General features: G+C 62.6%; 10 protein-coding genes and 1 pseudogene. 2 read left to right on the top strand and 9 right to left on the bottom strand.

The genetic code is table 11. The features are described 5' to 3' along the window. Positions 1-37: 37 nt before the first annotated feature. From QZ546_RS16860 to QZ546_RS16820, 9 genes are all read right to left on the bottom strand, one after another. Positions 38-1,495 carry a benzaldehyde dehydrogenase gene (locus QZ546_RS16860; RefSeq protein ID WP_294240162.1) on the bottom strand — a complete coding sequence of 486 codons (1,458 nt, stop codon included), beginning with the start codon at positions 1,493-1,495 and terminating at the stop codon, positions 38-40. A 702-nt stretch (positions 1,496-2,197) separates the two neighbouring features. Continuing rightward, positions 2,198-3,157 carry an IS481 family transposase gene (locus QZ546_RS16855; RefSeq protein ID WP_294240159.1) on the bottom strand — a complete coding sequence of 320 codons (960 nt, stop codon included), beginning with the start codon at positions 3,155-3,157 and terminating at the stop codon, positions 2,198-2,200. A 377-nt stretch (positions 3,158-3,534) separates the two neighbouring features. Further along, entirely contained in the window at positions 3,535-4,275 is a 741-nt protein-coding gene (locus tag QZ546_RS16850; RefSeq protein ID WP_294240157.1) for an ImmA/IrrE family metallo-endopeptidase, read from the bottom strand. Beyond that, positions 4,272-4,622, bottom strand: coding sequence for a hypothetical protein (locus tag QZ546_RS16845; RefSeq protein WP_294240155.1), 351 nt, complete (start codon positions 4,620-4,622; stop codon positions 4,272-4,274). The genes QZ546_RS16850 and QZ546_RS16845 overlap by 4 nt, the downstream gene beginning before the upstream one ends. Beyond that, positions 4,619-5,248 carry a hypothetical protein gene (locus QZ546_RS16840; RefSeq protein ID WP_294240154.1) on the bottom strand — a complete coding sequence of 210 codons (630 nt, stop codon included), beginning with the start codon at positions 5,246-5,248 and terminating at the stop codon, positions 4,619-4,621. Before QZ546_RS16840 ends, QZ546_RS16845 begins: the two co-directional genes overlap by 4 nt. 148 nt (positions 5,249-5,396) lie before the next feature. Beyond that, entirely contained in the window at positions 5,397-5,891 is a 495-nt protein-coding gene (locus QZ546_RS16835) for a hypothetical protein (RefSeq protein WP_294240150.1), read from the bottom strand. Between the two features lie 106 nt (positions 5,892-5,997). Further along, entirely contained in the window at positions 5,998-6,633 is a 636-nt protein-coding gene (locus QZ546_RS16830; protein ID WP_294240146.1) for a hypothetical protein, read from the bottom strand. Further along, positions 6,633-7,169: a hypothetical protein gene (locus QZ546_RS16825; RefSeq protein ID WP_294240143.1), complete on the bottom strand. Its 537-nt coding sequence runs from the start codon at positions 7,167-7,169 to the stop codon at positions 6,633-6,635. The genes QZ546_RS16830 and QZ546_RS16825 overlap by 1 nt, the downstream gene beginning before the upstream one ends. A 214-nt stretch (positions 7,170-7,383) precedes the next feature. Beyond that, positions 7,384-10,269: a hypothetical protein gene (locus QZ546_RS16820; protein ID WP_294240140.1), complete on the bottom strand. Its 2,886-nt coding sequence runs from the start codon at positions 10,267-10,269 to the stop codon at positions 7,384-7,386. An 844-nt stretch (positions 10,270-11,113) separates the two neighbouring features. Here QZ546_RS16820 and QZ546_RS17680 point away from each other — a divergent pair. Together QZ546_RS17680 and QZ546_RS16815 are read left to right on the top strand one after the other, a co-directional pair. Continuing rightward, positions 11,114-12,280, top strand: a pseudogene (locus QZ546_RS17680) (cadherin-like beta sandwich domain-containing protein); the annotation flags it as partial. Between the two features lie 39 nt (positions 12,281-12,319). After that, positions 12,320-13,926, top strand: a 1,607-nt coding sequence (locus QZ546_RS16815) for a putative Ig domain-containing protein (RefSeq protein WP_294240138.1), incomplete at its 3' end; no start/stop codon positions are given.

Here is a 13,926-nt window from a genome sequence, read left to right as displayed (position 1 = left end):
TCGTCTCCTGCATCATGATATGTGGTTGGGTGGGCGGTCAGAAGGGATAGGCGGGCGCGGCGCCCTTCACCGTCACCCACTGCCAATGGGTGAACTCCTCCCAATTGGCTGGACCGCCGATCGCGGAGCCGTTGCCGGAAGCGCCCACCCCGCCGAAGGGGTTGACCACCTCGTCGTTCACCGTCTGGTCGTTGATGTGGAGCAGGCCCGCGCGCAGCCGTTCGCCCAGCGCCATGGCCCGGCCGACATCCTTCGAGATCACCGCTGCGGACAGGCCGTACTCGGTGTCGTTGGCGAGCGCGACCGCCTCGTCGTCCGTGTCAAACGGCACCAGCACCGCGACGGGGCCGAAAATCTCCTCCTCGAACGCCGCCATGCCCGGCTTTACCCCTTCCAGCACGGTCGGGGCGAGGCACAGTCCCTCGGCCTTGCCGCCCGCCAGAAGGCGCGCCCCGGCGGCGACGCTGCGTTCGACGATATCGATCGCATGGTCGAGTTGCGGCTGGCTGATCAGCGGGCCGATCGCGACCGTGCCCGACATCGGATCGCCCACCGGCAGCGCCTTCGCCTTCTCGGCCAGTCGGGTAGCAAAGGCGTCGAAGATCGCACGGTGCACCAGGATGCGGCCCGCCGTCATGCAGATCTGCCCCTGATGCAGCCATGCCCCCCAGGCGGCGTTGCGCGTCGCGAGGTCGAGATCGGCATCGTCCAACACGATCAGCGTGTTCTTGCCACCCAGTTCCAGCGAGACCTTCTTGAGGTGACGGCTCGCTGCCTCGCCGACCTTTCGGCCCGCGCCGGTCGAGCCGGTGAACTGGATCATCGCCACATTCGGGTCCGCGCAGAGTGCCGCGCCCGCCTCGCCGCCGCCGGGCAGCACCGACAGCACACCAGCGGGCAGCCCGGCCAGCTCGAACAGGCGGGCGATCACCAGCCCGCCACAGATCGCGGTACGCGGGTCGGGCTTGAGCACCACCGCATTGCCGACCGCCAGCGCGGGCGCCACCGCGCGCATCGCCAGATAGAGCGGAAAGTTGAACGGCGCGATCACCCCGACCACGCCGAGCGGACGACGGCGCGCCAGGCTCAGCCGCCCCGGCTCGCTGGGCAGGACGAGCCCCTGCGCCTGATGCGGCATCGCCGCCGCCAGCTCGATCACCTTGATCGTGATCGCCAGCTCGAACTCCGCCTTGGCGCGCACCGAGCCGCTTTCCCGCATGGTCCAGGTCACGATCTCCTCGGCATGCGCCCGCGCCAGCGCCGCTGCCTGGACGAAGATTCCCGCCCGGACATCCGCCGTCGCCGCGGCCCAGCCCTGCTGCGCGGCGCGAGCCGCCGTCGCCGTTTTGGTGACCGTGGCGGCATCGACCGAGGCGGCCCGCGCCAAAACCGCGCCAGTCGCCGGTTCGAGCACGTCATAGCCTTGGCCGCCCTCGGTCCAGTGTCCGTCGAAGAACCGGCCGTTGAGATGCGCGGCGTCGAGCAGGGATGTCATTTCGCTCTCCATCATGATCGTTGAGATGTGGGACGGCGCGGTGCCGAATGGGCCCGCGCCCTTGGTCCAGCATCGCTTCAAGGGTCGACAGGCACTGGCGGCGCTTACGACGCAAGAAGTCATCGAGAAGAAGAGATACGCGGCATGTGATCGAGATCGACCTGGTAGCAGAACGAGCGCAGACCGATCCCGCCGAACCTTTACTTCGAGACCAACATGCCGAACGCCGTCGCAATGGCATAATACCGATCATCCGCTTCCTCTCCAGAGGATGCCGCATTTTGTCTTTGCGACTTGCCCGTCGCTCTCGCTTTGTCGAGGCAAGCATGTCGGGGCCGTTGCGGTCCGTCAAACACCATCTTTATATACTGCCGATACCTGCAGGGTTGTCGGGCATGTTTCGCTCTGACCGACGAACGACGCCACGGGAGAAAGAGAGAGAGAGAGAGAGAGAGAGAGAAACGCGTCAATCCTATCCTATACTCCCGCATATTATGCTACCGCCTTCACGGTGCTGATACAGCAAGCAGATGCCGCGCGACTGATTTAGAAAAGCGAAACTCATCGAAAATAGGCAATTGCGAATGCCGTACTCCTGTAGGAGCTCACCGCTTGCTGTCCGCACAACACGTTCTACATCCGTGGAAGCGCTAGCGTGAGGCAGGCATATCCCTACGTATTGTGAAGAGGCATGAGCAGCCCCTAGCTGTTCAGTCCCCGCATCTGGTGAGTCGGGTTGACGATGAACCGGTCTGGCTCTGACGCCCAGATCTTGGCGACGTATTCATAGGGTGTGAGCCCGCTGAGGGTCTTGAGCCGACGGGCGAAGTTGTATGCGGCCATGAAGTCGGTGAGGTGCGTGCGAAGCTGTTCATGGCTGTCGTAGTGGAAACGTTTGACGGTCGCCTCCTTAATGGTCCGGTTCATCCGCTCGACTTGTCCGTTGGTCCACGGATGGTTCGGTTTGGTGAGCCGGTGCTCGATGTTGTTGGCCTCGCAGATCATGTCGAAGCGCATCTGGCGGGACCAGGCGGTGTTCCGGTTGCGGGGCTGCTCGGCGAACTGAATGCCGTTGTCGGTCAAGATCGTGTGGCTGCGGTAGGGTACGGCTTTCAGCAGGTGCTCGAGGAACTCCCACGCTGTGCGCCTGTCAGCCTTGTCGACCAGTTGGGTGACCGCGAACTTGCTCGTGCGGTCTATGCCGACGAACAGGTAGAGCTTGCCTTCGGCGGTCTGCACTTCGGCGATATCGATGTGGAAGAAACCAATCGGATAACGCTTGAAGCGCTGACGCTTGGGCTTGTCGCCCTCGACATCCGGTAGCCGTGAGATGCCGTGCCGCTGAAGGCAACGGTGCAGCGCTGACCGGGTCAGGTGCGGGATCGATGGCTGCAGCGCGTAGAGGCAGTCGTCGAGCGGCAGCAGGGTGTGGCGCCGGAACGCCACAACCATCGCCTCCTCCGCCTCGGACAGGGTCGTTGAATAAGAGGCCTTCGGCCCGGTCTCCAGGTCCTCGACCGTCACCCTCTTACGCCACTTCGCCACCGTCTTGGGGTTGATCCCCAGCTCCCGGCTCAACGTCGCGAGCGAAGCCTGCGATCGCTGTATTGCTGCTCGGACGGCGTGCGTGGTCGTGGCGCACCCATGACGAACTTGTCCCATGCGGCTTCCTTCCATTCCAACGAAAGGATCGCACCATCAAACCGTGGGATCAAACACCTAGTTCAGTGAAGTGAGCGTCGGATGACATTACATCTCGTCGGGTAAGCCGACTCAGGGACTGGATGAATTGGGCGCCGAACCGAAGATCGTCATAATCAACGCGATCTGTTTTACATATGAAGGTGCGGACCAGGTGCTTGTTTTTCGCTGGAAACCGATCGCTCCGCTTTTCGCCATCCGCAACTGTCTGAGGCCCCTATCCGCTGACTGAACGAACGTCTGCTTTGCGCAATCGGTGCCCGAAAGCTACCGGGCTGCCCACCACCATTGAATGCCGGTCAACTTCCTATCAGTATGTCCTGTAGCTTACCCTGATACTATGCCACCACGATAAGATGTATGGCTCGACCGCATACCATCACGTCGATAGTTTGGAATGCTTGCGCGTCTTTCGCGCCTTGGCCTAAAAACCATCGCTGTGCTGGTGCAGCGAACGTGGCATTCGCGCGAGACAATCCATAGCGATCAGCCGTCACGCTAACGCCTGATGCCGCAGACCGGACAAACCAACGAGGGTTCAGGCTTGCTGATCGTCTGAACCATCTACGCCCGTCCGCTTCCTCGACGACAAGGGCGAATGCCGCAGGATGAACATCGGCCAGTCGTAAGGCAGCAGCCATCGCGCTGACGCCGAACGCGGCGGCAGTTTGATAGACGAGATCGAATGACATAGGGACGCCAGCGACCAATGGTTCCAGCATGAAGCGGGGCATGAGCAGGTCGGCAGCATACCCGTCCGCCTCGCGCTCGCAGCCTGCCACTCCGACTTGTTGGTCGGCGGCGCCATGGCAGATCAGCCGCCGGCCGCGATGATGGTGCCAATGACCGAGTTCATGCGCGACGGAGAAACGCTGACGGACGCGGCTGGCCCGGTTGTCGACCGTGATGATCGCCCGGTCGCCCAGGCCGACGATCCGCGCATCGCCAACGCCAAGACGACGATAGCGTACCACTGCGCCCACGGCACAGGCGATGACCTCGACATCGATCTCGCCTGGTTCGGTGATGCCGAGGTCATGCAGCAGACGTTCGGCAGGCGGATCAACCGCGTCCGTCACGCAGGGCGGTAGCCTGTTTCGTGGTCGAGTTCGGCCAGGTCGTCAATCAGGTCGTCGATATCGTGGTCGTCGTTGCCGCGGGCAGCCAGCGTCATGCGCAAGTCGGCATCGCCCGACATGGCTTGCTGCAATTGTGCCCGCAGACGCGCTCGATCGATCGGGACGACCCGAGCATCGGTGCCGGCATCGAGTTTGGCGCGGATCGCGCGCAGGTTCGCCTTCTTTACCTCCAGCTGTGCCTGCGCGATCTCTGCCTGCAGGTCGGCCAGATCAGGTTCGACATCCTCACCGTCGAAGAAGTCGTCCAACAGTCGCAGCTGCATCAGTTCGTCCGCTTCGGTTGTCACGGTATGCTCCTGTCCTTGGCGGCGGCCGCCAGCTTGCGCTGCAGTTGCTTGCGCAACGATGCGAGGGCCTTGGCGTCGAGCCCCAGCCGGTTCTGCAAGGCTATGCCCTTCTCACCGTCGAACACCGCATCCAGCAGCGTGACCAGTTGCGGGTCGTTCCCAATCGACTGTTGGATCGCGGCCAGGGTCCGCCGGTAATGCAGCGCATCATGCCCGACCTGCTCCGGGCTGGGCGCCAATGAGGCCATCGCCAGCGTATCGTCGTCGAGGTCGAGCGGGACCGGGTGCAGGCCGTCGCGTTCGGCTTCGCGTTCCTGCGAGGTCAGGCTGCGCATGATCCCAATCAGGAAGTGGACGATCTGATAGCCTCGCCGACATTGGCGACGACCATCGAGCGCCCGGACGAACGCCTCCTGCCGAAGGTCACTGGCAAGCATGTAATGCCCCTGCGCCAGATAGAGAGACCGCCGCCGCAGGTAGCTGTGGTCGGTTGTCGTCATTGCTTCCAGCATCGCGTTGACCTCGGCAGTCGAATAGACATCGGCGGGTGGCTGAACCGGTGTTGCTGTCGGTGTGACGGCTGAGATGACGGCCTCCCTTACTCTATAAAGCGGACGGCTCGGCATTCTCGGACAGAAGCGTGAAATATTTATTGGCCGCTGTCCGAATTCGTGAGGTCGTCCGCTTTATAGGTAGAGAGGTTCTGTCACCGGGATGTTGAGCCGTCACGATCGGCCGACGCGATGATCGACCGATCGTGTCAGCCGGTTTGGATCAGGCCGCCAGCGGTCGGGTCCGGACGGCAGCACGATCGGCGAAAGCTGCGCGGCGAGCGACCAGCTTGGCTAGCCGCGCCTCGGCGCGGGCAATGCCCTCGTCACGGTCAGCCGGCTGGTTGGCCAGTTGGATCAGTTCGCCAGGTGCGAGCCGGTACGCCTTGCGAATGCCGGGCTGCGGCAGGATGATCGCCCGCGATCCATTGCGGCTCAGATACAGGCGGCAGTTGGTCTGCAGGTGGCAAATGCCGTCGCGAACGGCGCACAGCGTGACGCCGGTCAGCTGATAGCCGTCTTCGCCATCGGCAAAATCCAGATATACCAGATCGTTGCCGCTGCTGTGCGCGATGGCACCGATACGCAGCCGCCCTTCGGCTCCGCCCATTTCGCCGGCGAGGATCGCCGCGCCGGGCTTCATCGTGCGGCTGCCGACCAGCATCTGGGCGACTGCCTCGGTGTGGCGGCGGATGATCGCGGTCTTGTCGATCGTCATTATCGTCTTCTCCATTTTCATCCCCGGATCGGGGACCATCCTCCTTCCTTCGTATCTTGCCCCCCGGCAGGCGGGCGGGACCGCTGCGGATCCCGCCCTCAAGGGGTCAGCCATCGCGGTAGCGTGGCACCCAGATGTCGTAGAAAGCTTCCCATTCTTGCTGGAAGTCCAACTGCGCGTTCCTGGCGGTGAGCTCCGGATGCACCTCGCCCCAGCCCGACGAGCGATGAACGCGCGATAGGCACACGACATGAGCGTGGGGCCGGCGCGCCGATAATTCGTCGCCAGGCATATGGACCACCGTCATGCTGGTCAGCCGCCGCTGCAGCGCCAGTTTTTCTAGCGCGTACGTGCCTACCAGCGACAGGATGTCGGCGGGTTGCCAGCTATGCGGGAATCGCATGGTCAGCACGACTGCCAGAAGTTTCTGGTGCGCTTGGACTTTGGCATCATACCCTTGGAAAATTTCTTCCAGCGCGCCAGGCTCGACCGCGACACCTGGCGCCGTGACGATGCGGTGCGATGCACAGGTGATCGGCCACAGACCGTCCGCCAGCCAATCCTTATCGGCAGGCTTGCTAGGTTGCAGCTTGGCGCGGGCCAGATCGGCGACGCGGTTCTCCTTTCCCTTTGCCGTTTTACGCAGCAGCGCAAAACCGAAATCCGGCGTCGAACCGAGCGGATCGTCGTACACCATGTCGTCGGCGTCGGACGGGCTGATCCAGGGCAGCGGCTTGCTCATCAGCAATCCCCCCATACGGCAGCGAGGAAAGCGTCTGCCCTCGCCAGCCCCGGCGCCAGATCGCAACCTCCGTCAGCGGCGGACAGCCGTGCCTTCGTCATCGGGCGAAGACGTCCGGGGGAAAGGCGGAAAACCGCGCCGCTCTCGTCCGGCTCCGCCGGGTCAGGCACCAGCCAACCGTCGTTGCTGCGTGACAGCCACAACCTACGCGCGTGGTGCCAGACGGTGCCGTGGCGCTGCCATTCGCCGACGGCACAGTAGATGGTCCGATGGCCGATACTCGACGCTTTCACCACCAGTGCATCGCACCTGGCGACGCGGGTTCCTCGCTCGACGGTGTCGATATCCCCGCGTGACGGCTCGATCGACGGCACCAGCAGAAGTTCGGCGCCGGCGATGTGAAGAAAATTTCGGAAAGCGGCGGGCAGGATCGGCACCGATCGGTCGATCCGCCAACCGGCGCGCTGGGCGATGGCCAGCGCGCCAGACAGGGCGCGCGACTGTGCGAGCTCGCGCTCGCGATTTACGATGTACATGGAAGACCTTGATTTTGCGCGGGAACGGCGGGCTGCTCGCCGGCCCCGCACCATCATTTCGCCTCTACGGCACAGCCGCAGGCTCCTTCCAAACCATCATCCCGGCCGGGCCGGCCGGTTTCTCCTTCGCCTTCGCGATGAAGGCGAAGCGCCCGCAGGCGGCACAGATCGCTCAACTTTCCCGCTTGACCGCAAAGGTCATGAAGCAACCTGATCAGCGCTCTTGCGGTCCCTTGCCCCTGACATCGGGGACCATCGGCTCCGCTTTGCCTTTCGGTCTGGTGGCATGGTCAACCGGCATGAGCGTTTCGGCCAACTGACCGAGTTTCCCGGATGGACCAACGAAAGATGCAGGCGTTTTTGCTTCTGGCGCCGAGGCATAGGATGATCGTGTATCGGCGGTTTCATTGAGGTCGCGTTGTCGGATAACACCTGAGTGAGACGCTGGCGCAGATTTACCACTAGCCCGCAAAGTAGCGCCTTTTCTGAGAGGTTGGGCCTCACGCAGCGTGCGCGCGGTCCGCAGCGGAACAAGCGGCTCCGGCGGGATCTTAGCGGCATCTGGCGTTGATCGAATCAGCTTGGGTATGCTCCCGCCGGACGACGATGTCGTGGCAGCCGCGCCAGCTTGTCCATGCTTCCGTTCGGTGTGCCACTCGGCCAGCCGAGCTTGCAGTTCCGTATCATAACCGGGATGAGTCAGTACCAAGCGCTGCTGATCGGTAAGCGCGGCCATATCAACCTGATATCGACTGCCGCTAACGCTGATGGATGCCTCTTCCCGGCGCAGTTTCGCCCACGCCTCCTCCCGGAGTAGCGCTTGTCGACGGTGACCTTCTTTAGCGCGGATTTCCCTGTTCACGTCTTTGATGGACTTCTGAACCACGGTGGCAGCAACCGCTTCCAAGATGCGTTCGTCCGCAACGGATGTAGAAGAAGGCTGTTCGGCACTGTCCCCCGTACGTGCGGGTTCGACACCAATTACTTCGCCATCGGCCGATCTCCGCCGCCGCGCCCGGATAGCACGCAGCCGCTCCTGAACGAGCAGATCCTCGATAAACAGGCGGAACAGACGGTTGATAGACTTTCGATTCTCGGCGGGTCCCAGCGTAGCGACATCGTTCTCGAACATGAGCGCCATCGGATCATCGCCATGCTCGTCGAGCCAGTTGAGCAGGCGCCCGCGTGTCGCATCGTGATACTTCGTCATGACGACCGCCAGCGTGTCATGGCCACGATGCTTGTAAGTGATCGGTCGGGTTGGGATCGATAGCGACGAGCGCACCTTATCGTCGAGGATGTCAGCGGCGACAGCAATCGCATCGGTGGTCCAGATCGCCTGATCAGCTCCGCCTGCCACGACAGCATCCTCGGCTATCCAAGCCTTCGCCTCGCGTTTGCGGCCCTCACTCTTGCTGTGTTTGATGACGGTAACCGCGCGCGAGATGGCCATGTCGCCAACGATCGTGGCCGCCGCTGCCTGCGCACGCTTCAGCACGGCGATCCGTTGGTAGTATCGCCATTGCCGGACGATCTTTTTGGCATCGTCGTCGACCTGCGCCAGCCACACCGCCGCCGCGCGTCGAATGATCGACAGCTCCTGTGCCGCGACATGACGCACGTCGCGCAGCCGATCGTTGAAGATGATACGCGCATTGCGGCTGCCCGCCTTGGTGACCAGCCCGCTTTTCTCATTGGCGACGATCCTGTCGCCGAGATGCTCGAGCCGGTCCTGCCGAATGCCGTTGTCGCGATAAGTTCCGGTCACGTAGCGCGTCGCTTTGGCGGTGCCGTTGGCTACGTCGTTGGCGATGGCGACGTAATCGGCGCGCATCTGCTTGAAATAGGCTTCGCCAGCTTCATGGCGGTTCTGGCCCTCATCACCGCGTAAGGCTCCGATCTTTTTCTGCCGATACGGATACTGCCACTTGCCGTTACGCTTGCGGAGGCGGACCTCAAAATCCCAGCAGCCCGGACCTCCGGCTTTGCCATCGGCGCTCATGCCGTCCAGCCATTTGCACGGCCGATCATAGGCATCGACATGCAAATGAATGTTGCGCGGGTCGTTCTTAGGGTCCGGGCAGTGGATCGCGGCCACATACATCCAACCTTCGCGGTCCAGCCGCGCGCAGAAGCGTTGCATGATCGTGCGGTGTTGGCGAGCGTCGAGACCATGCGGCAGTTCGACGACGAAACGGGTCTGGACGCGACCCGATCGCCCCTGTTTGAAATCCGGCAGCGCCGGATTGTCCGGCCCGAGATGTTCGTCGGCCCAGCACAGACGATCATACGCCTCGACAAGATCGACGTCGGCGATCGTGACCAGACGGTCGCGATGCTTACGCTTGGCTTTTGACGCCTTCGCGATGTCGGCGGCTCGTTCCTGTTCGAGCAGCCGCGCCGCTTCCTTCACCCAAAGCGGCGCGTCGGCCGCGGCCGCCAGTTCGGCCCATGCATCCTTTCGCTCGGTCGAAACCTCCAGCGTGCCGCGTTTGGCTTCCCGCTCGCATTGCTCGGCGGCTTCGAATAGCCCGCGCTGTCGCGACGGACCGCCCGGAATGTTGGAGAGGATGGCCAAGGCGTTCCGTTCGCGATGGTCGGCTTCGAAGTCGAGAATGTCCATCGCCGGCATGCCACTTGCCGCCGTCATTGATCCGGTCTGGCGCGTGATATAGTCGAAATGTGTCCGGTACGTCGTGCGGGCGCCTTCGGTCAGATAATCGAAATGCTCGGCGGCAACGGTGCTGCGTGCCGGGTAGCGGTCATGGGTGGCCCCATCCACGGACCGGGGAACGGCGGTGCGGGTGACATGGGACACCGCCAGATGTGGAATTCGCATGTCCACGCGTTGCCGGGACGTGGAGGAAATCGGGCTGGCATAGCGAAAGTCGCATCGCCGCGATGCCGTACGGGTGTCGGCTGTTTTCCGGGGCGACCGGGTTGGGCCGGACGACGATCGATCGGGTTCGCCCTGTACCCGGAAGCCGAAGCGGCGTAGCGACCCGGCAACGGCTTCGCGATCTTCCCGCGCCACGCGTGCCAGACGCGCCGCGACCTGATGGGCGAATTCGGGATAGGGCGCGGGGTCGAATGGGTCCATGGCAGTCATTGTCCCAGCCCGGACCGGGGTTCGACAAGCCCCCCTTCGAACATGCCCTATGTAAAGAGGCTTGCAGTCGTAGCGGGGTCTGCTCGCCAACAACGCGATTTCCTGCTCACGCTATTTTCCAACAGCTTCGACCACCAGCGGGAGGTTGATCAGACGGCCATAGGTTGTCCCGTTTCTCCATTGGCACAGGACATTTCCGGGAAAATCCGATCGGGAGCAAATTTTGTGACAATAGCGCCCTCGTTGCTATCGAGCGGGGCTTGCCGCCGTCAGCCGACCCACGCGACCTTCCCAATGGGAGAAAGCACATGGGTCGGCTGCCGATCACCATGCCGTCGATCAAGGTCGCGCGCGAGGGCTGTGCGACGCCCTGCACCGTCCGCAAAGAGAAGAAATCGGCTGTCGCACCATTCCGCTTGACGATGAGGGCATTGGTGGCGGTGGCCATCGTGATGTCGCCTCGTCACTTAGTGTCTGCGTGTTGAGGGCACCAAGGTCGCCGACTTCATGAACGTAGACGCAATCGACCTCCTCACCGGGCGCTAGCACCGCGGATCGAGATGCTCCCACACCCGCCTTCGAACAAGGGCTCAAAGCCGCCACCGGGCCACACATGGCCAAATTCGACGAAAGCGACATACAGACACCAATATCAAAAACGATGATGTATCCATATTAAGTCGTATTTAAACGAATTTTTACCGTTGCAGGCTAATCTTCGCCGTACATACGGCTGGAATTACGCAGCCACTGGGGCTTCCCCTAGACAATCAAATAAACGTAATTACCCCCGGCGGCGACTTTATAAGTCTCCGTAATACAAGGCGAATATCGAATGCCATCGCGAATGCATCGAGATACTTTGATGAAAATCATAGCCACCTTGATCGATATGGCGTTCCATGCAAAACACAAAAATGATCGGCGCACTCCGACGCTAGCCGTCGTCGCGATGACTGTCGGCGCGACCGATGTTCGATCCTCGCCCCTTTCGGGTAGAAAACATCCTGCTAAAGCTTGTGGCGCAATCAAACGGTCATTGCTCCCTACCGCCTTGCTTTCATTATTGATGTTTGTGAACATCAATCCCGCTCTAGCAATGTCGAATGGCTGCAGCGCTATCAACGCGCTCTCCGGTTCTTCGTCTCTTTCCTACGGCAGCAATAGATACAGGGCCTCAGAGTTTGCGACTGGTGACTCCTTGACGCTACGCTTCACAGATAGCGGCGCTGGCAAGGGGCTGCCCCCTACGAATACAGACAGCTTATCCATAGCACGATACGACCTTTCAAATGCCCAAACATATAACGCGACGAATTCCACCAGCAATACCACGAACAACGTCGCAATTACTGTTCCGGCTGGCAGCCTCGAGACTTATGGGGCTAGCATAAGAGCGAGCACCTCTCGTGGTCAGATCAGCAACCTGGTGTTCACCTGCACTAGTCGTTCGGCCGCTTCCACGGACGCAACCCTTTCGGGGCTGTCGCTTTCCACGGGCAATCTATCGCCAGCCTTCTCCAGCGGCACGACCAATTACAGTTCCGTCGTCGGCAACGCGACGACATCGCTGACGGTTATGCCCACTGCCGCAGACAGCGGAAGCACCATTAACGTCAATGGCTCCTTGGTTGCGTCGGGCAATACCTCAGGTCCGATCAACCTCGCAGTCGGTTCAAACTCGCTTACGATCATCGTCAGGGCGGCCGATGGCCAGACTACCAAATCTTATTCCATCACCGTGACGAGAGCCGAAGCTGCACCGATTGCCAACAATGTTGCCGCAACAGTGGTAGCCAACAGTTCGAGCAACACCGTAGCCCTTTCGATTTCCGGCTCGGCTTCTTCGGTGGCTGTTTCGGGTTTGCCAACTCATGGCACGGCAACGGCCAGTGGCACCAGCATCACCTACACGCCGAGCGCCGGATACTCGGGCAACGATAGTTTCACCTACACTGCGACCAATTCCTCAGGCACTAGCGCGCCTGCGACTGTCACCGTTTCTGTAACCCCGCCGACGCTGGCATTGGCACCGGCAACATTGCCGGGTGCGACTGCGGGGACTGCGTACAGCCAAGCGCTCAGCACCTCGGGCGGGACCGCACCGTACAATTATGCCCTCACTGCAGGGGCGCTGCCGGCCGGGCTGACCCTGTCGAGCACCGGCACACTGTCCGGCACGGCAACTGTTTCGGGCACGTTCAACCTGACCGTCACTGCCACCGACGCGCAGAATTTCACCACCGCGCGTGCCTATGGCCTTACCGTTGCCGCCCCGGCACCGGTGGCTGGCGCGGTCAGCATGACCGTCGCCGCCAACAGCCCCGCCAATGCTGTGACGCTCAATCTTTCAGGTGGTACCGCGACCTCAATCGCGATCGGCACGCCACCCAACCATGGCGTCCTCGCTGGTTCGGGCACCGCGATCACCTACACGCCTGCCGCGAACTATTCGGGAAGCGACAGTTTCACCTACACCGCGACCAATGCCAGTGGCACGAGTGCGCCTGCAACGGTTACCATCACCGTGACCGCACCGACTCTGACGCTGAGCCCGACAACGCTACTGGGCGCGACGGCCGGGACCGCGTATAGCCAAGCCCTCGCCACCATGGGCGGCGCCGCACCGTACAGCTATTCCGTCACCGCTGGCGCGCTGCCCGCCGGAGTCTCCCTGTCATCGACCGGTACCCTGTCAGGCACGCCAACTACAGCGGGCACGTTCAACGTTACCGTCACTGCGACAGACGCGCAGAATTTCACGGCTACTCGTGCCTTCACACTCACCGTCGCCGTCCAGGCACCGGTGGCGGGCGCGGTCAGCATGACCGTCGCTGCCAACAGCACCGCCAATGCGGTGACGCTCGCCCTGTCGGGCGGGGCTGCGACCTCGGTCGCCGTCGCCACCGCGCCGGCCCATGGCACCGCCACCGTGTCGGGCACCGGCATCAGCTACACGCCGACCGCGGGCTATTCGGGGAGCGACAGCTTCACCTACACCGCGACCAATGCGTCGGGCACCAGTGCGCCTGCGACCGTCACCGTGACGGTGAGTGCACCGACGCTGACGCTGGCGCCGGCAACGCTGCCGAGCGGGACTGCGGGGACTGCGTACAGCCAAGCGCTCAGCACCTCGGGCGGCACCGCGCCGTACAACTATGCGGTGACCGCTGGCGCGTTGCCGAACGGCCTCACCCTGTCGAGCACCGGCACGCTGTCGGGCACGCCCGCCACATCGGGGGCATTCAATTTTACGATCACCGCGACTGACGCCCAGAACTTCACCGTCACGCGCGCCTATACCATTACCGTTGCCGTCCAGCCACCGGTGGCGGGCGCGGTCAGCATGACCGTCGCTGCCAACAGCACCGCCAATGCGGTGACGCTCGCCCTGTCGGGCGGGGCTGCGACCTCGGTCGCCGTCGCCACCGCGCCGGCCCATGGCACCGCCACCGTGTCGGGCACCGGCATCAGCTACACGCCGGCGGCAGGTTATTCGGGCAGCGACAGCTTCACCTACACCGCGACCAATACCTCGGGCACCAGCGCGGCGGCGACCGTCACCGTGACGGTGACCGCCCCGACGCTGGTCGTCTCTCCGGCCTCGGGTCCGCTGCCTACGGCTACCGTCGGTACCGCCTATAGCGC

The organism is uncultured Sphingomonas sp. (assembly GCF_913062585.1).
Taxonomy (GTDB): domain Bacteria; phylum Pseudomonadota; class Alphaproteobacteria; order Sphingomonadales; family Sphingomonadaceae; genus Sphingomonas.
This window is presented reverse-complemented; position numbering and strand designations above follow the sequence as displayed.